We start from the raw sequence: 18,960 nt of genomic DNA, 5'->3' as shown, positions 1-18,960 counted from the left end.
AGTGAACCCACTTGAAAGAATGTTCGATCCCCAATGACCGAGGAGCGTGGTCACGTGAGAGCAACGAACGGCCGCAACAACATCCTCCGGTCGGCCCGCGACACCTTCGCGACGAAGGGCTTCGACGGTGCGTCGATCCGCGATATCGCCCAGGCGGCGGGGCTGAGCCTCTCCGCCCTCTACTACTACTTCCCGTCGAAGCAGGAAGCCCTCTACGAACTCGTCCACGCAGCCTACACGTGGTACATCGAGCACAGTCGGGCCGTCATCGCCGAGGTCGACGACGATCCCGTCGATCAGCTCGCGGTCTCCGTGCGCTACCTCTCCCGCTACCGCATGGCCAACGTCTCCGTCTCCACGGTCCTGCTGCGCGACACCGAGCGCCTGGGCGGAGAGAACGCCGCCCGGATCAAGACGCTGCAGCGGGAGGCCAGGGACATCCTCGGCGACATCATCCAGGCGGGCATCGACTCGGGTGCGTTCCGGGTCAGCCACGCGCAGCTCGCGACCCGGGCGATCCTCTCGATCTGCAACTCCCTCTCGATCTGGTTCCGTCCCGGCGGTGAGCTCGACTCCGACCAGATCGAGCGCGAGTTCACGCTCTACGCGCTGCGCATCGTCGGCATCGACGCCGACGACGCCGAACTCGACCGTCTCCTCGCGCTGCCCGTCAACGAGGCGGGCATGCTCGACTTCATCTCCGACGGCAAGTAGGACCGTCCGCGAAGCAGCTCTGTTTCTCAGCAGCCCCGCCGCTCGACAACCCCGCCGCTCGACGACCCTGCCGCTCTGCCATTCAGCCGCCTTCCGGGCGCTGGGCCACACTGTGTGGTCCAGCGCCCGTAAAGCGGCTGCTGCGCTACGCCCCTGAGGCGACCCGCAGCTGCCGCGCGAGCTCGCGCCGCTCCTTCTGCTCGGCCGGGTCGGGCACCGGCAGGGACGCGATGAGCCGCTTCGTGTAGTCGTTGCTCGGCGCCCCGAGCACCTGCTCGCCGGTCCCCTCCTCGAGCAGTCGGCCATGGTAGAGCACGCCGATGCGATCCGAGAGCATGTCGACGACGGCGAGGTCGTGGCTGATGAAGAGCGCCGCGAAGTCGAACCGGTTCTGCAGCTCGACGAAGAGTTCGAGGACCTTCGCCTGCACCGACACGTCGAGGGCCGAGGTCGGCTCATCGGCGATGAGCAGCTCGGGGTCGAGCGCGAGACCCCGCGCGAGCGACGCCCGCTGCCGCTGACCGCCGGAGAGCTCGTGCGGGTAGCGCCCCGCGTACTCCGCCGGCAGCTGCACGGAGTCGAGGAGCTCGAGCACCCGGGACTGCCGATCGCGCGCGGTCATCTCGCGACGATGGATCGCGAACGGCTCAGCGATGCACTCCCCGATCGTCAGGTGCGGGTTGAACGACGCCGCCGGGTCCTGGAAGACGAACCCGATGCGTCTGCGGATCGGACGGAAGCCGCCCTCCTTGAACCCGACCATCTCGTGCCCGAGGACGCTGAGGCTCCCGCCGCTGGCCCTCGTCAGACCGGCGATGGCCCGGCCGATCGTCGTCTTGCCCGACCCCGACTCACCGACGAGGCCGTAGACCTCGCCGGCTCTGATGTCGAAGCTCACCGCGCTCACGGCATGGAAGTCCGGCCGCCCGATGCCGCCGGGGTAGACGATGTCGAGGTCCTTCGCGACGACGACGGGCTCCCTCGCCGAGGCGGTGGCATCGCCGTCGCGTTCGACCGAGGTGGGCGTGGACGCCGAGGCGGTCGCCGGGTCCCGCTCCTCCCCTGCGGCAGGCGCGGTCGCCCGGTTCCGCTCGTCGACGACGGCGGCCTTCCGGCTGCCGGCGACGGTTGAGCCGAGCTTCGGCACGGCGGCGAGCAGGTCGCGCGTGTACTGCTCCTTCGGGTCGCTGAAGAGCGTGTCCACCGGGGAGACCTCGATGAGGTCCCCGCGGTACATCACGGCCACCCGGTCGGCGAGGTCGGCGACGACGCCCATGTTGTGGGTGATGAGGACGATCGCGGTGCCCGTGGTGTCGCGCAGGTCGCGGAGCAGGTCGAGGATCTCGGCCTGGACCGTGACGTCGAGGGCGGTCGTCGGCTCGTCGGCGACGATGAGCTTGGCCCCGAGCGCCAGCGCCATCGCGATGACGATGCGCTGCTTCTGACCGCCGGAGAACTGGTGCGGATAGTAGTCGAAGCGGTGGGCGGCATCGGGGATCCCGACCTGCTCCATCGCCGCGATCGCCTTGGTCCTGAGCTCGGACCGGCTCGCCCGCCGATGATGGGCGCGCAGCCCCTCGGCGATCTGCCAGCCCACCGTGAACACGGGGTTGAGCGCCGTCGAGGGTTCCTGGAAGACCATCGCGACATCGGAGCCGCGCATCTGCCGCAGCTGCTCGGGGGCGACGCTGAGCACGTTGCTCCCCGAGAGCACGACGGCACCCGAGCGCTGCGCGGTCTCCGGCAGCAGCCCGAGGATCGAACGGGCGGTCACGGTCTTGCCCGAGCCGGATTCGCCGACGATCGCGAGCACTTCGCCGGGACGCACCTCGAGCGAGAGGTCCTTGACCGCGTGGACGTCACCGGCGTCGGTGGAGAAGGTGACGTCGAGGTGGTCGACGTCGAGGATCGGTCCCGACCCTGTCGTTCCGCTGCCTGTCTGATGGGCGCTCATGCTTCGGCCTTTCGATCGCGTGCACCGGCGGCGCCGGCCTTCGTCTTCGCCTTCCGCCGCACCCGCAGGCGCGGGTCGTTGAGGTCGTTCATCGACTCCCCGACGAGCGTGAAGCCGAGCACCGTGAGCACGATCGCCAGACCCGGGTAGACCGAGGTCCACCACACGCCGCTCGTGACGTCGGGCAGCGCCTTGTTGAGGTCGTAGCCCCATTCCGCCGCCGAGGTGGGTTCGATGCCGAAACCGAGGAACCCGAGTCCGGCGAGGGTGAGGATCGCCTCGGACGAGTTGAGGGTGAAGATCAGCGGCAGCGTGCGCGTCGCGTTGCGGAAGATGTGCTTGCCGATGATCCGCGTCTTCGACGCCCCGAGGACGATCGCCGATTCGACGAAGGGCTCGGCCTTCAGCCGCAGGGTCTCGGCGCGGACGACGCGGAAGTACTGCGGGATGAAGACGACGGTGATGGACAGCGCGGCAGCGGCGATGCCGCCCCAGGCGCTCGACTGTCCCCCGGAGATCGCGATCGCCATGACGAGCGCGAGCAGCAGGGTCGGGAACGCGTAGACGGCGTCGGCGATGACGACGAGGATCCGGTCGAGCCAACCGCCGAGGTAGCCGGAGATCAGGCCGAGGGCGACGCCGAGGAAGAGGGAGGCGACGACGGCGACCACGATGACGGCGACCGCGGTCTGGGCTCCCCAGATGACCCGGGAGAACACGTCATAGCCGCCGACGGTCGTGCCCCAGATGTGCTCGGCGCTCGGCGGCAGCGTGGCCCCGAAGTTCCCCTCGGAGGTGCCGAGCTGGTTGTAGCCGTACGGGGCGATGAGCGGGGCGAAGACCGCGCAGATGAGCACGAGCCCGCAGAGCACGAGACCCGTGATGAGCATGCCGCGCTGCAGGCCGACGGACTGACGCAGATGGGAGACGATGGGCAGCCGGTTGAACCACGACTTCTTCGCCTTCTCATCGAGGACGACGGCGGGGACACCGGTGCCGGGGGCCGCCTCGGCGAAGGTCTCCTGGGCGCTCTCCGGCGCTTCGGTGATCCCGGTCTTCTCCGGGTGGGATGCGGACATCAGTACCTCACTCGGGGGTCGATGAAGGCGGCGATGACGTCGACGAGGAAGTTCGTGAACGCCACGATGACGGCGAGGAACACGACGATGCCCTGGACGGCGACGAAGTCGCGGGCCGTGAGGTACTCGGCGAGCTTGAAGCCGAGGCCCTTCCATTCGAACGTCGTCTCGGTGAGCACGGCGCCGGCGAGCATGAGCGCGATCTGCATGCCCATGACGGTGATGATGGGGATCAGCGCGGGCCGGTAGGCGTGCTTCGTGACGAGGCGGAACTCGGAGATTCCACGGGAGCGGCCGGAGTCGATGTACTGCTGGCCGAGCGTGCCGATGAGGTTCGTGCGCACGAGACGGAGGAAGACCCCGGCAGTGAGGATGCCGAGCGCCACGGCCGGGAGGACCGCGTGGGCGAGGACGTCGCCGAGGACTTCGAAGTTGCCGATGCGGATCGCGTCGATGATGTAGAAGCGGGTGGGATCGACGACCCCGGACATGATGTATTCGGTCTCCGTCGTGCCCCGACCGGCCACCGGGAGGATCGGCCAGAAGACGCCGAAGACGAGCTTGAGGATCATGCCGGCGAAGAACACGGGGGTCGCATAGCCGAGGATCGCGAGGATGCGCAGCACCGCATCGGGGGTCTTGTCGCGCTTGTACGCGGCGATCATGCCGAAGGGGATGCCGATGATGAACGCGACGATGAGGGCGTAGAAGACGAGCTCGACGGTCGCCGCCCCGTAGGTGAGGAGCACCTCGGTGACGGGCTGGCCGTCGGAGACGGTGGTCCCGAAGTCACCGCGGAGCAGGTTGCCCATGTACTCGAAGTACTGGACGAGGATCGGCCGGTCGTAGCCGGCGGCGGCGACGCGTTCGGCCAGCTGCTCCCGGGTCAGGCGTCCGCCGAGTGCCGCGGTGATCGGGTCGCCGGTGATCCGCATGAGGAAGAACACCAGAGTGGTGAGGATGAAGATGGTCGGGATGATGAGGAGGAAGCGGATGAGGACGTAGCGTCCCAGGCCGCTCCCCGGGGCCTTCTTGACCGCGGCGGTCGGCTCGGCCGCCTCGGGTTGGCTGATGGCTGCAGACATGGTTCCTTCGAGATGTCGTCGTGACAGGATCGCCGTCGTGACTGAGCGGAGTCGCGGATGCGCCGCCGGGCGCACGCGTCACCGAGGTGCAGGCGAGCGGTCGGCTCACCTGCACCTCGGTGGCGACGGTCAGGGATGTGACCGTCGCTGCTCGGTGCCGCCTCGGCGCGGGCCGGGACGGGTCACGAGTCGCGTGGTGCTCACTTGCTCAGCAGCGCCAAGCGGAACTGGAACGCGGGGTCGAGGGTCTCCTCGACGCCCTTGACGTCCTTGCCGGACACGGCGATCTGGTTGCCCTGGAGCAGCGGCAGCGTCGGCAGCTGCTCGGAGAGCTGATCCTGGATCGTGCCGAGCTGCTTCTCGCGTTCGGCCTTGTCGGCGATCGACGCCTGATCCGTGAGCTCCTTGTTGATCTGGTCGTCACGGAAGTGGTTGGCGAGGAAGCTCGGCGTCTCATCCGTGTCGTAGAAGAACGGCACGAGGTAGTTGTCGGCGTCCGAGTAGTCGGGGAACCACCCGAGCTGGTACATCGGGTAGACGTCGGAGGTGCGGTCCTCGGAGTACTGGACCCATTCCGTCGACTGGAGGTTGACGTTGAACAGCCCCGTCTTGTCGAGCTGATCCTTGATGAGCGCGTACTCATCGCCCGAGGACGGACCGTAGTGGTCGGGGTTGTACTGGAGGTTGAGGTCGACGGGCGTCTGCACTCCCGCATCCTCGAGGGCCTTCTTCGCCTTCTCGACGTCCGCTCCGCCCTGGCCGTCGCCGTACGCGGACTTGAGCGCCTCGTTCGCCCCCGGCAGCCCGTCGGGGACGAAGGAGTAGAGCGGGGTGTAGGTGTCCTTGTAGACCTGGCTCGCGATCGCCTGACGGTCGATCGAGTCGGCCATCGCCTGGCGCACGGCCAGCGCCTTCTTCTCGTCGGGGTCGTCGGTCTTCGCGCCGAAGGGCATCGTGTCCATGTTGTAGACGATGTAGCGGATCTCCCCGCCGGGGCCCTTGTGGACGGTGAGGTTCTCGTCCTTGCCGAGATCCTCGATGTCGGTCGCCGACAGTGAGCGCCACGCGACGTCGATCGTGCCCTTCTGGACGTCGAGCTTCATGTTGTTCGCGTCGGAGTAGTACCGCATCTGCACGCTGTCGGTCTTCGCCGGCTCGACGTATCCCTGATAGTCCGGGTACGCCTTGTACGTGATGAGCTCGTTGAACTTGAAGCTGTCGATCGTGTACGGACCGGAGAACGCCTTGCCGTCGACGATCTCCTGGTCCGGGGTGAGCGCGTCGGGCGAGAAGACGTCCTCATCGACGATCGGTCCCGCCGCCGAGGCGAGCACGCCCGGCCAGGTCTGGTCGTTCTCCCGCTTGAGGTTGAACACGACCGTCTTGTCGTCGGGGGTCTCGACCGATTCGAGGCCGCCGAGGAGGGACGACGGTCCGTTGGGGTCCTGGATCTTGAGCTGGCGGTCGAAGGAGAACTTCACATCAGAGGAGGTGAGGTCGTTGCCGTTGGCGTATTTGAGCCCGTCCTTGAGCTTGACCTCGTACTTCTTCGGCTCGGTGAAGTCGGCCGATTCGGCGATCGAGGGATTGAGCTCGGCGGTGCCGGGCTTGTAGGCGAGGATGTACGGATAGATCTGCTGCTCGACGAGTGAGGAGCCGTTGTCGTACGCTCCGGCCGGGTCGAGTGCGACCACTTTGTCGGTGGTGCCGACTGTCAGCGCGCTGCCGTCGCCACCGGCGTCGCTGCCGGTGGTCGAGGTCGAGCATGCCGAGAGAAGCAGGGCGCCGGCGGCAGCGAGCGCTGCGGCCTTCACACCAGTTCGACGATTCATTGTGTTCCTGTCTTCCACGTGTGCTCTCCGTGTCGTCTTTGCTCGGAGAGATCCGGGTCACATCTTACGGATACCGTCCCAAATAGTGAACTGCCCCACAGAAAATGGTTGATGTCGAAACCATTTCGCAACCTCGCGATCCGCGAATCGACGGGCCTCACCGGCGAATTTGCGTCCCAGCTCACAATCGGCTTCACTTATGAGGTGGCTCACAGCCAAGCCACATCATTCTCTTGGGTAAGGTTCCTTGCGACGTGGCGCAGCTGCTGCCCCCGCCGCCTCGGCACCCGCCGACGAAACAACGATTGGAAGAACGTGTCCGCAGTCATCGAATGGCTCAATGGGATCATCTGGTCATCCGCACTCGTGTACCTCTGCCTCGGTGCCGGTGTCTACTTCACCATCCGGTCCCGCGCCGTCCAGATCCGCAAGATCAAGTCGATCTTCACGCAGATGTTCCGGGGCAAGAGCTCCGAGGACGGCGTCTCGTCGTTCCAGGCGCTGTCGATGTCGCTGGCCGGACGCGTCGGCGTCGGCAACATCGCCGGTGTCGCCACGGCGATCGGCTTCGGCGGGCCCGGTGCCGTCGTGTGGATGTGGATCTCCGCCCTCCTCGGCGCCTCGACCTCCTACGTCGAGTCGACGCTGGGCCAGACGTACAAGGAGAAGGACCCCAAGACCGGTGAGTACCGCGGCGGTCCGGCCTTCTACCTCGAGAAGTGCTACGAGTACACGCGCTTCGGGAAGTTCTTCAAGGTCTACGGCTTCATCTTCGCCGCCGTCACGGTCCTCGCGATGTCGTTCCTCCTGCCCGGCGTCCAGTCGCGGGCCATCGGCGGTGCGGTGACGAACGCATGGAACCTGCCGACCTGGGTCACGGCCCTCGCCCTCGTCGTCATCATGGCCTTCATCGTCATCGGCGGCGTCAAGCGCATCGCGCACTTCGCGTCGCTGGCCGTGCCGTTCATGGCCCTCATCTACATCATCGCCGCGATCGCGGTGACCTTCCTCAACGCCGACCAGATCGTGCCCGTCATCGAGCTGATCTTCAAGTCCGCGTTCGGCATCGACACGAGCACGCAGGCGGCCTTCGGCGGCATCATGGGCCTCGCCGTCCAGTGGGGCGTCCAGCGCGGCATCTACTCCAACGAGGCCGGTCAGGGCACCGGTCCCCACGCCGCTGCCGCCGCCGAGGTGTCCCACCCGACCAAGCAGGGGCTCGTCCAGGCCGGTTCGGTCTACATCGACACCCTCTTCGTCTGCTCGGCCACGGCCTTCATGATCCTGTCGACCGGCATGTACCGCGTGCTCAGCCCCGAAGGCGAGATCATCGGCTCGGGTCGCGGGCAGCTCGTCGAGTCCCTCGAGACGACGCCGGGCGAGGGCTGGCCGCAGTCGGGTCTCGACTCGATCTTCCCGGGCATCGGCGCGAGCTTCATCGCGATCTCGATCTTCCTCTTCGCGCTCACGACGATCGTCGCCTACTACTACATGGCGGAGACGAACCTCGTCTACCTGCTCGGCAAGTTCAAGAACCCCGTGTTCCTCACGATCGGCACCCGCGCCCTGCAGGTGCTCATCCTCATCGCCGTCGCCATCGGCGTGATGAACGACAACCCCAGCGATGCGTGGGCGCTCGGCGACATCGGCGTCGGTGCCATGGCGTGGCTCAACATCGTCGGCATCCTCATCCTCCAGCAGCCGGCGTTCAAGCTGCTGCGGGACTTCGAGCGGCAGCAGAAGCTCGGCCTCGACCCCGAGTTCGACCCCAAGGCCGTCGGCATCAGGAATGCGACGTTCTGGGAGGAGCGCTGGGCGAGGATGAAGGCCGGCGAGCAGGTGCCGCAGGGCTGAGTGCCGCGCGGTGCGAGCAGGGAACTGCACCACCTGAGTGCCCTGAACTGCTCGCACGGCGCCGCGCTGCACCGCGCGCACCGGCTGTCGGAGCAGCACAGAGACGACGAGGCCCGGGACAATGGCGTCCCGGGCCTCGTGCCGTCTCGACTCAGACTGCGGGCAGGTGCTGGGTGATGCAGTGGATCCCGCCGCCGTAGGCGAAGATGTTCCGGGCATCGACACCGACGATCTCGCGACCCGGGTACGCCTCGGCGAGACGGTCGAGTGCCAGGGCATCGTTGGGGTCGTCGAAGGTGCATGCGATGACCGCCCCGTTGGTGACGAGGTGATTGACGTAGCTGTAGTCCGTCCACCCCTCCTCGTCGCGGATCCGCTCGGGAGCGTCGAGCTCGATGACTTTCCACTCCTGACCGTCACGCGCCGAGGCGGCGGCGAGGACCTCGTCGTAGACGGGGCCCAGGTGGTGGTCCGGGTGACGGGGATCCCGCTGCCGGTGGATGAGCACCGTGTGCTCGTCCGGCAGGGTCGCGACGATGTCGATATGACCGCGGGTGCCGAAGCGCTGCGAGTCCCGGTGGAGTCCGCGCGGGAACCAGATCGTGCGGTCGACGCCGAGGGTGCGCCGCAGCTCCGCCTCGATCTCATCCCGTGACCAGCTCGGGTTGCGGAAGCGGTCGAGTTGGACGGTGTCGGTGACGAGCACGGTCCCCGCCCCGTCGACGTGGATCCCGCCGCCCTCGTTGACGAGCTCGGAATCGACCACCTCGGCGCCGGCATGTGCGGCAACGATAAGACCGATCTCCCTGTCCTTGCCCCACCGCGCCCATTCCTGCCGACCCCACCCGTTGAATGTCCAGTCCACTGCGCCGCGGCGGCCGCCGTCGCCGATGACGAAGGTCGGTCCGATGTCGCGCATCCACGCATCGTCGAGCGGCGCGGTGAGCAGTTCGATGTCCGCCGACAGCATTGCCTCGGCGGCGGCTCGGTCATCGGGGTCGACGACCATCGTCACGGGCACGAAGTCCTGGGTCGCGTGGGCGACGACCGTCCACGCCCGCCGGGCGTCCTCGGCATCGCCGAAGGACTGTCCGCGGGGCGGGAACGCCATGTAGACGCGATCGTGCGGGGCGGTTTCGCTCGGCATCCGCCAGTGCGGGCTCGAGCCGTCCACGGGAGCGGCGGTCGCTGTCGTCGTATCGGTGTTCGTCATCTCGTCATCCTTGGGGTGTCTGTGGTGTCGCCGTGCTGGTCGGCTGCGTGGTGGTCTCGGCGGTCGCCGGTGGGGCGGTCGCCGCAGATTCGCGGGTGGTCTCGCGGGCGGTCGCCGCATCGAGGATGGAGGCGGCGCCGCGGCGGATGAGCCGCTGCGCCTCGGCGGTGTCGAGCTGGTCGCTCAGCCACCGTCCCGAGATCCCCTCGACGAGGACGGTGAGCAGGGTCGCAGTCTCGGCCACGACCGCCTCGGTGAGGCCGAGGGAGCGCAGGAGCGGACCGAAGCGCTTCTCCCACTCCTGTGTCGTCGCGGCCAGCGGGTCGCGGAGTTCGGCTTCGAAGACGGCGATCGCGCGGATCTCGTTCCAGACGACGGAATCCCCCCGGAGGCCGGCTGCGTCACCGACCTCGCCGACGAGCTGGTCGATGATGGTGTCGACGTCGTCGTCATCGGTCGCCGGGTGGAGCACACGCTCTTCAACGGCCTGGTTGACGGAGTCGATTGTGGCCGTGAGCAGGCCTGCGCGGTCCTCGAAGTGGTAGTAGACGAGTCCCAGGGAGACGCCGGCTCGTTTCGCGACGTTCTGCACCCGCAGCCCGCGCACTCCGTTCTCCGCGATCTCCTCGCGGGTGGCTTCGAGGATCCGCGCGCTTGCATCCGGTTTCGCCATGGTCGGCCCCGCCTCTCTCATCGGCGTGCCTCCTCGGCGGGCGCCGGTGCGTCGTCGTCGACACCAGTCTCCGGCCACACCCGCAGCGCACACAAATAGAGTCCCCCGCCGACGATCATCGAGACCGGCAGGCTGATGTCCACGCCACCGGCGACGTCGGCCAGCGGTGCCGCGTAGAGCTCGTTCTGCACGGTGAGGAGGCCCGCGGTCGCGCCGCCGAGGAACGGGATGACCGCCCGCAGATTCCAGCCGCGGGAGAACCAGTACCGTCCGCCGCTCAGCCCGAATCCGAACCGCTGAAGGGCGACCGGGTCGTAGCGGCCCCGACGGGCGACGAGGAAGCCGATGCCGTTGATGACGACCCACGTTCCGGCGAAGGCGTTGAGCACGACGGTCATCGCGGTGATCGAGGAGATCGCATCGGTGGCGATGACTCCGAGGTACATGACGACGACGGCGATGCCCGAGGTGATCAGCGTCGTCTGGGTGCGCGAGAGGCGGGGGATGATCGATTCGAGGTCGAGTCCACTGGCGTAGATATTGATGACGCCCTGACCGAAGCCGCCGAAGACGGCGAGCACGAGCAGTGGGACGAGATACCAGGTCGGGGCGGCGGCGACGAGGTCGGCGACATAGGACTCCGAGAGTGCTGGGAACGTCGAAGCGGTGAACGCACCGAAGACCGCGGTCGCGAAGAGGCCGGTGAAGATCCCCGCCGAGGCTGCCAGAGCCACCTGCCGGTCGCTGAATCTCTGCGGCGAGATCCGTCGCGTGTAGTCGCCGACCGACGGCGCATAGGAGAGGGGACCGCCGATCGAGATCGTCACCGCGAAGAGCCACGTCGGCCAGAAGTCGCCGAGAAGGTAGCCCTCGGCCGGCGCCGCAGGATCGAACCCGGGAGCATAGGCGACGACGCCGAGGCAGAGCAGGATGCCGGCGACGGGGATGATGACCTTCTGCAGGGCGACGATCGTCCCATGCCCGAAGAGGGCGATGAGCACGACCTCGACGGCGATGATCGCGTAGCCGATGAGGAACGCCGTGTCGTTCTGCGCGGTCCCGAAGAGGCGGTGCGCTCCGGCGACGAGCGCCTCCCCGGAGGTCCACACGGCGATCGCCGCATAGGCGATGGCGAAGAGGAGCGTCAGCGTCGATCCGAGCAGGCGCCCACGCATCCCGAAGTGGGCGCCGCTGGAGACGGGATTGTTCGTTCCGGTGCGGGTGCCCAGCAGCGTCATCGGCACCATGAGTCCGAGCCCGATGACGAGACCGACGGCGCTCGAGGCAACCGCCTGCCAGAAGCTGAGCCCGAAGGAGATCGGCAGCCACCCGAAGATCACCACGGACAGGGCGAGGTTGCCGCCGACGAAGACGCGGAAGAGGTTTCCCGGCGTCGATCGACGCGCCGCGATCGGGACGAAGTCGACGCCTGCGCGTTCGACGCGACCGAACCGGTCCGCCTTCCCTCCCATGTCGCAGGCTGCGCCCGGGGTCTGCGCACGTCGTTGTGCTGAGTTCGCCATCTCACTCCTTTGGAAACGTCATTGTGTCGGCTATCGTAATACTGACTGAATTTTCAGTCAATGACTGACATCGCCATTGAGACCGGGAGCAATGATGACCCCAGTGCCGCCGACCATCACGATCGCCGAACTCCGCGCACAGCTGACTGCGGGCGCGATCTCCGCCGCAGAGCTGCTGAATGTCCACCTCGCCCGCATCGCGGCCGATCCCGCGCTCAATGCCGTCGTCGTCGACAACCCGGCGGCCCATGCCGAGGCTGCGGAGTCCGACCGCAGGCTCGCCGCCGGAACAGTCCGCCCTCTCGAGGGAATCCCCTTCACCGTCAAGGACTCGTTCATGGCCGCCGGCCTCACGGTCGCCGCAGGGTCACCGGCGTTCGCCGACCTCGAAGCCCGGTGGGACGCATTTTCAGTCGCCCGCCTCCGCGCGGCGGGCGCAGTTCTCATCGGCAAGACGACGATGCCGCCGCTGGCCGACGGCGGCATGCAGCGCGGTCTCTACGGGCGCGCGGAGAGTCCCTTCAACCGGGATTTCCTCGCCGCCGCCTACGCGTCGGGGTCGTCGAACGGCTCGGGCGTCGCCGTGGCCGCCTCACTCTGCCAGTTCGGCCTCGGGGAGGAGACCGTGTCGTCGGGCCGCAGCCCCGCCTCGAACAACGGCATCGTCGCCTACACCCCCTCGCGCGGACTCATCTCCCTGCGCGGGAACTGGCCCCTGTTCCCCACCCGCGACGTCGTCGTCCCGCACACGAAGTCCGTCACCGACCTCCTCGAGGTGCTCAATGTCCTCGTCGCCGACGACCCTGAGACGCGCGGGGACTTCTGGCGTCTCCAGACCGCCGTCCCGCTGCCGCGTCCGAGCGAGTGGCGTCCCGCGGACTTCCGGGTCATCGGCCGCCCCGGCATGCTCGCCGGGGCGCGGCTCGCGGCCCCTCGCCGCTACCTCGGCGCGGATCCGATCATCGAGGTCCACCCCGACGTGCGCGCCCTGTGGGAGGACACGCGGGCACGTCTCGAAGCGGCAGGGGCGACGGTCATCGAGACCGACTTCCCGCTCATCGACGAGTACGAGGGCACAAGTCCGACCCACGAGAGGCTCGCCGAGGCGGCCGACCTCCCCCACGGCTGGATGGAACACGAATTCACCACCCTGCCCGCCTTCGGCTGGGACGACTTCCTCCGCGCGAACGGGGACCCGGCACTGGACAGCCTCCTCAAGGCGGACCCGGCCCTCCTCTTCCCGCTGCCCGCCGGAGCGCTGCCCGATCGCTATCCGGAGGTCGCCGACAACCTCAACCGCTACGACGACATCGTCGCCGTCGCCCGCGCCCACCCCTCCGGCATCGACATCACCGCGATCCCCGGGTTCGCCGAGGCGCTCGGGGAGCTCGAGGACCTCCGCGTCCGACTGCTCGAGGACTGGCTCGACGATGAGGGCTTCGACGCCGTCGTCTTCCCCGCGAACGCGGACGTCGGAGGCGCCGACGCCGATCGCGATCCCACCTCGGCGGACCTCGCATGGCGCAACGGAACGCACTACTCGAACGGCAACCTCGCGCTGCGCCACCTCGGGGTGCCCACGGTGACGACGTCGATGGGAACGATGGCGTCGACGAGGATGCCGGTGGGCGTCACCTTCGCCGGCGCCGCCTACACGGATGCGACGCTGCTCGGCCTGGCATGGGACTTCGAGCGGGTGCGCGGTCCGCGCCCGCTGCCTCCGGTCGATGAGCACTGGGAGTTCGCCGCCGGAACCGAACCGACCGCCTAGCGACGGAGTTTCGGAAAAACTTTTCCATTTCTATCTCAAATACTGACTTGCCTGTGTGTTTTCTCCGCATATGCGGATAGATTGGCCCAATGAAGAAGAGACTGATTGCCATGTGCACTGCCGCACTGCTCACCCTCAGCGCCTGCTCGACCGGGGCGTCCGGATCCGACTCGCAGACCGATTCCGCGGAGTCGACGACGCTCACCGTCTTCGCCGCCGCGTCGCTGACCGAGGTCTTCGACGAGATCGCCGCCGAGTTCAAGAAGACCGAACCCAACGTCGACGTGACGTTCTCCTTCGCCGGGTCCTCCGACCTCGTCTCGCAGATCACGGAAGGCGCTCCCGCCGATGTCATCGCCACCGCCGATGAGAAGACGATGAACGATCTCGAGACCGCCGACCTGCTCGCCGGAGCCCCCGAGGTCTTCGCCTCGAACACGCTCACGCTCGCTGTGGCTCCCGGCAACCCGAAGAACATCGCGAGTTCGCAGGACTTCGCCGGCAATGATCTCGTCGTCTGCGCGCCCCAGGTTCCCTGCGGTGCGGCCACGCAGAAGTGGGCGGACCAGAACGGCGTGACGCTCGATCCCGCCAGTGAGGAGAACTCGGTCACCGACGTCCTCGGCAAGGTGAGCGCCGGGCAGGCCGACGCCGGCATCGTCTACGTCACCGATGTCGCCCGTGCCGACGGCTCGGTCGACGAGGTCGACCTCGACGGTGCGGACAAGGTCGTCAACCAGTACCCCGCGGCCACAGTGAAGGCGAGTGAGAACCAGGAACAGGCCGATGCCTTCGTGAAGTTCCTCAGCTCGGAGGAGTCCGTCAGACTGCTGCAGGACGCCGGCTTCTCAACGCCGTAGGACGGTGGCCCGGGGATTCGATCTCCGCTCGCCTCCGAGCACACCGGCTCCCAGCGCGCCGGCTCCCAACACACCGGCTCCCCCGGGCGCACCGTTCCGCCGACGCACCGCCTCCCCCAGCACACCGCCTCCCAACACACCGAAGGGCCTCGCTTCGCACTATGGCGAAGCGAGGCCCTTCGGTCTGCCGCGGCGTGGGTCGTTCGTGCGCGACCACTCAATCCCGTGACATGTCGGCGCCGGGTGTCGTCACTTCACGCTCGTACCGGCAGACCCGAGGTTCTCGCAGGCTTCGACGACGCGCGCGGCCATGCCCGCCTCGGCGGCCTTGCCGTACGACCGCGGATCGTATTCCTTCTTGTTGCCGACCTCGCCGTCGATCTTGAGCACGCCGTCGTAGTGGCGGAACATGTGATCGGCGACAGGACGGGTGAACGCGTACTGGGTGTCGGTGTCGACGTTCATCTTCACGACTCCGTGGCGGACCGCCTCGGCGATCTCCTCAGCACTCGAGCCCGAGCCGCCGTGGAAGACGAGGTCGAACGGCTTGTCCTTGCCGACCTCCTTGCCGACGGCGGCCTGGATCTCGCCGAGGAGCTCGGGGCGGAGCTTGACGTTGCCGGGCTTGTAGACGCCGTGGACGTTGCCGAAGGTGAGCGCCGTGAGGTACCGGCCCTTCTCCCCCGTGCCGAGCGCGCGGACCGTGGCCAGACCGTCCTCGACGGTGGTGTAGAGCTGTTCGTTGATCTCGTTCTCGACGCCGTCCTCTTCGCCTCCGACGACGCCCACCTCGATCTCGAGGATGACGTTGGCAGCCGCCGCCAGGCCGAGCAGCTCCTCGGCGAGAGTGAGGTTCTCATCGAGCGGCACGGCCGAACCGTCCCACATGTGCGACTGGAAGTAGGGCTGACCGCCGGACTTCACGCGTTCGGTCGAGGCTTCGAGGAGGGGCTTGACCCAGGCTTCGACGGCGTCCTTGGGGGCGTGGTCGGTGTGGAGGGCGATGTTGACGTCGTAGCTCTTGGCGACCTCGTTGGCGAACGCGGAGAACGCGATCGCTCCGCGCACGCGGTCCTTGATCGTCGGGCCGGAGATGTACTCCGCGCCGCCGGTCGAGAGCTGGATGATGCCGTCGGATCCCGCCTCGGCGAATCCGCGGATCGCTGCGTTGATCGTCTGCGAGGACGTGCAGTTGATCGCCGGGTAGGCGAATCCCTGGGACTTCGCCCGGTCGATCATCTCGGCGTACACATCGGGGCTGGCAATGGGCATGTGGGCTCCTTGGTCGGTCCGGTGGCGGTCGTGTGCCTCCACCCTACTCGGTTCTCCCCAGCCGACTGAAGCACATCCGCCGACCTGCTCGCCGTCGGTCGCCCCGCCCCGACCGCCCGTTCGCGCCGGGTGGCCGTCCCCCTGTGGCGCCGGGTGATACTTCCCCGTGTGGCACAGGGCGGCCCAACCCCGTGCGGCGCCGAATGACCGTCACCCGCACTCGCGTCGGGTGGCTCGGCGCCGCGTCCGCGCCGGGTGCCCCTTCCCCGCGAGGTGTCGGGCAGTTCGTCCCCTCTTGCGCGCCGGGGCCTCTTCCCCGCGACGCGCCGGGCGAGCCTGCGTCCGTTGCGGCTCACCCTGGTTTCCAGGGCTCATATGATGACGTGAGCCGCCGAAACCAGGGTGAGCCCTGCCCGGGCACTCGCCGAGGTGGCCGCCGGGTTCACGACCGCTCCCGCCGAGGCGGCCGCCGGATTCGCGTCCGCCCCCGCCGAGGTGGCCGCCGGGTCGCACGCATCCCGGTGGTCGGACGCCCGTCGTCGGCCGACCGGCATCTCCGCGGATGCGTCCGTTGCGGCTCACCCTGGTTTCCAGGGCTCATGTGATGACGTGAGCCGCCGAAACCAGGGTGAGCCGTACCCGGGCACTCGCCGAGGTGGTCGCCCCGCCCGGGCACTCGCCGAGGCGGTCACCGGGTTCGCGTCCGCCCCTGCAGACTTCGGGTCGTCTGCGCAGACGAGAACGGCGGCCATGTGAGGAATCCACATGGCCGCCGCTGCGGTCCGATGACCGGGCCGGGCTGTCTCGGCAGAGCACCACGGCTGGTGGCGGGCCCCGTCGTCTCGCGCCAGGTCCCGGCCGCTCAGTCGAGTGCCGGGCCCCGCCGCTCGGACTTGAGATCCCGAATTCGGGTTCTACTCGAGGCCGTCGCGTCCGGACTGACCGCGCTCGGAACCGTCCCGACCAGGACCGTCCTTGCGCAGACTGAACTTGCGCCCGGTGTCCTTGCCGGATCCGCCGTCGCGCGCCCCACCTGAACGCGCCCCGCCGTCGCGCGCCCCACCGGAACGCGCCCCGCCGGACCGCGGGTCGTCCTTGCGCACGACCTTCTCGCGCTGACGCTCGATGAGTCCCTTGCTGCGGGTGATCTGGTAGTCGATGCGCTCATCGACGATGTCGCCGAGGTACTCGTCGAAGTCATCGGCGAGGTGCTCGCCGACGGCCCGGTAGGCCGCCGCGCGCTCGATCGCCGCCGTGCGCTTCGCTTCCTTCCCGAACGCCTTGAGCGTCGAGATGCACACGAGGATGAGGATGATGCTGAACGGCAGCGCTGTGATCAGCGACCCCGCTTGCAGCGCGGTGAGACCACCGGCGGTGAGCAGCGCGATCGCGAGCGCACCCTCGAGCAGCGCCCAGAGCACACGCGACCAGATCGGCGGGTTCGGGTGACCGCCGGAGGCGAGCATGTCGACGACGAGCGAACCGGAGTCCGAGGACGTGATGAAGAAGATCGCCACGAGGATGATCGCGATGACCGAGAGGATCGAGCCCAGCGGCAGATCGCCGAGGACGTCGAAGAGCACACGCTCGGCGACGACGCCCTCCTCCGGGTCGACGAGGTCGCCGGCACCGAAGAGCTGGCGGAAGATGCCGGTTCCGCCCATGACGGAGAACCAGAAGAACCCGACGAGCGAGGGCACGAGGAGGACACCGGCGATGAACTCGCGCACGGTGCGGCCCCGCGAGATGCGGGCGATGAAGACACCGACGAACGGTGCCCACGAGATCCACCAGCCCCAGTAGAAGAGGGTCCACGACGCGTTCCACTCGGCACCCTCCTCACCGGTGTAGGCGCCGATGTCGAAGGTCATGCCGAGCACGTTGGCGAGGTAGACGCCGAGGGATTCGACGAAGTTCTGGAAGAGGAAGAGCGTGGGTCCGAACACGAGCACGGTGACGAGCAGGACGCCAGCCATCGTCAGGTTGATGTTCGACAGCCACTTGATGCCCGCGCCCACGCCGGAGACCACCGAGGTGGTGGCGAGCAGCGTGATGATGACGATGAGGATGATGAGGAAGAGGTTGTCGTACTCACCGACGACGCCGATGTGCGCGAGTCCCGCCGAGATCTGCTGCACGCCGAGGCCGAGCGAGGTCGCGATGCCGAAGACGGTGCCGAAGATCGCGATGACGTCGATCGTGTCGCCGGCCCAGCCCTTGACGTAGCGGCCGAGCAGCGGTTCGAGCGCCCAGCGGATCGACAGCGGGCGACCGCGGCGGTGGATCGCGTAGGCGAGCGCCATGCCGAGCACGGCGTAGAGCGCCCAGGGGTGCAGACCCCAGTGGACGAAGGTCTGAGCCATACCCAGCTGGGCGTTCTCGACCTCGTTGCCGCCCCATCCGGGCTTCGGCCCGGTCGTGGCGTAGGTGAGCGGTTCGGCGACACCGTAGAAGACGAGGCCGATGCCCATGCCGGCGGCGAAGAGCATGGCGAACCAGGAGAGGACGCCGAATTCGGGTTCGTCCTCATCCTTGCCGAGCTTGATCCGGCCGTACTTCGAGACGCCGACGAAGATCGCGAAGGCGACGAAGGCGCCGACGACGAGCATGTAGTACCAGCCGAGGTCGGCGACGATCCAGGCCTGGATGTCGAGGATGACCTGTCCCGCGCTGTCGGGGAAGAGCACCGAGAGTCCGGCGACGGCGACGATGACGATGAGGGCGGGCCAGAAGACGCGCGGGGCGATCATGCCTCGACCGATCTTCACGCCCTGCCGCCGCAGCTTCTCCGTGATCGCGTCATCGGTGTCGTCTTCGCCGATGTGGAGCCGATCGGGCAGGTGCAGCCTGACCGGATCGGGGGCTCCGAAGAGGTAGTGTGCCTGGTCTTCGGGCGAGATCGAGGCACCTGAGGAATCCGTGCCGGACACGGTCTCCGCATCGTGCGAGGCGGTCGCTGCCTCGTCTCCGCCTGGCGGATCCCCCGCCGCTGTGGCCTTTTCCGCTTGAGAATCAGTCATGATTTCCTTCGCATCGAGTGCACTTAACCGACCTTCTACCTTGCCCCAATCCAGAGGGAACATCAACCGAACTCTCACCCAATGAACATTCTCGGACCTGGGAATTCAGT

At 67.8% G+C, this 18,960-nt stretch carries 13 protein-coding genes; 4 read left to right on the top strand and 9 right to left on the bottom strand.

From position 1 onward, the window contains the following. Window positions 1–54 precede the first annotated feature (54 nt). Complete coding sequence (locus tag FJ887_RS01255) at window positions 55–714, top strand: TetR/AcrR family transcriptional regulator (protein WP_137824456.1); 660 nt, start codon at window positions 55–57, stop codon at window positions 712–714. Between the two features lie 145 nt (window positions 715–859). Here FJ887_RS01255 and FJ887_RS01250 read toward each other — a convergent pair whose 3' ends face one another. From FJ887_RS01250 to FJ887_RS01235, 4 genes are all read right to left on the bottom strand, one after another. After that, the gene (locus FJ887_RS01250; RefSeq protein WP_137824455.1) at window positions 860–2,668 is read right to left on the bottom strand and encodes a dipeptide ABC transporter ATP-binding protein; all 1,809 of its coding nucleotides are present in this window, start codon (window positions 2,666–2,668) and stop codon (window positions 860–862) included. Continuing rightward, on the bottom strand, window positions 2,665–3,747 hold the full coding sequence (locus tag FJ887_RS01245) for an ABC transporter permease (RefSeq protein WP_249356528.1): 1,083 nt from the start codon (window positions 3,745–3,747) through the stop codon (window positions 2,665–2,667). Before FJ887_RS01245 ends, FJ887_RS01250 begins: the two co-directional genes overlap by 4 nt. After that, the gene (locus FJ887_RS01240; RefSeq protein WP_137824454.1) at window positions 3,747–4,832 is read right to left on the bottom strand and encodes an ABC transporter permease; all 1,086 of its coding nucleotides are present in this window, start codon (window positions 4,830–4,832) and stop codon (window positions 3,747–3,749) included. Before FJ887_RS01240 ends, FJ887_RS01245 begins: the two co-directional genes overlap by 1 nt. Window positions 4,833–5,032: 200 nt before the next feature. Beyond that, window positions 5,033–6,664, bottom strand: coding sequence for an ABC transporter substrate-binding protein (locus FJ887_RS01235; RefSeq protein ID WP_137824453.1), 1,632 nt, complete (start codon window positions 6,662–6,664; stop codon window positions 5,033–5,035). Window positions 6,665–6,979: 315 nt separating this feature from the next. Between FJ887_RS01235 and FJ887_RS01230 the strand changes: the two genes are divergently transcribed. Beyond that, window positions 6,980–8,518, top strand: a complete 1,539-nt coding sequence (locus FJ887_RS01230; protein ID WP_137824452.1) for an alanine/glycine:cation symporter family protein — start codon at window positions 6,980–6,982, stop codon at window positions 8,516–8,518. 151 nt (window positions 8,519–8,669) lie between these two features. Here the strand turns inward: FJ887_RS01230 and FJ887_RS01225 are convergent, their stop codons facing one another. From FJ887_RS01225 to FJ887_RS01215, 3 genes are read right to left on the bottom strand one after another with little or no spacing between them, the layout of a single operon-like run. Continuing rightward, the gene (locus tag FJ887_RS01225) at window positions 8,670–9,731 is read right to left on the bottom strand and encodes an agmatine deiminase family protein (RefSeq protein WP_249356523.1); all 1,062 of its coding nucleotides are present in this window, start codon (window positions 9,729–9,731) and stop codon (window positions 8,670–8,672) included. 4 nt (window positions 9,732–9,735) lie between these two features. Beyond that, the gene (locus tag FJ887_RS01220) at window positions 9,736–10,404 is read right to left on the bottom strand and encodes a TetR/AcrR family transcriptional regulator (RefSeq protein ID WP_171006957.1); all 669 of its coding nucleotides are present in this window, start codon (window positions 10,402–10,404) and stop codon (window positions 9,736–9,738) included. A 17-nt stretch (window positions 10,405–10,421) separates the two neighbouring features. Further along, window positions 10,422–11,927, bottom strand: coding sequence for a purine-cytosine permease family protein (locus tag FJ887_RS01215; RefSeq protein WP_140954840.1), 1,506 nt, complete (start codon window positions 11,925–11,927; stop codon window positions 10,422–10,424). 94 nt (window positions 11,928–12,021) lie between these two features. Here FJ887_RS01215 and FJ887_RS01210 point away from each other — a divergent pair, with 94 nt between their 5' ends. Both FJ887_RS01210 and modA read left to right on the top strand, forming a co-directional pair. Then, the gene (locus tag FJ887_RS01210; protein WP_137824529.1) at window positions 12,022–13,698 is read left to right on the top strand and encodes an amidase; all 1,677 of its coding nucleotides are present in this window, start codon (window positions 12,022–12,024) and stop codon (window positions 13,696–13,698) included. An 89-nt stretch (window positions 13,699–13,787) separates the two neighbouring features. Continuing rightward, a complete protein-coding gene (gene modA / locus FJ887_RS01205; protein WP_137824449.1) occupies window positions 13,788–14,558 on the top strand; it encodes a molybdate ABC transporter substrate-binding protein in 771 nt (256 codons plus the stop codon). A 249-nt stretch (window positions 14,559–14,807) separates the two neighbouring features. Here modA and fbaA read toward each other — a convergent pair whose 3' ends face one another. Next, window positions 14,808–15,830: a class II fructose-bisphosphate aldolase gene (fbaA, locus tag FJ887_RS01200; protein WP_137824448.1), complete on the bottom strand. Its 1,023-nt coding sequence runs from the start codon at window positions 15,828–15,830 to the stop codon at window positions 14,808–14,810. Window positions 15,831–16,744: 914 nt separating this feature from the next. Further along, window positions 16,745–18,850, bottom strand: coding sequence for a BCCT family transporter (locus tag FJ887_RS01195; RefSeq protein ID WP_249356512.1), 2,106 nt, complete (start codon window positions 18,848–18,850; stop codon window positions 16,745–16,747). Window positions 18,851–18,960 lie beyond the last annotated feature (110 nt).

The organism is Brevibacterium sp. XM4083 (genome assembly GCF_006489205.2).
Classification (GTDB): Bacteria; Actinomycetota; Actinomycetes; order Actinomycetales; family Brevibacteriaceae; genus Brevibacterium.
This window is presented reverse-complemented; position numbering and strand designations above follow the sequence as displayed.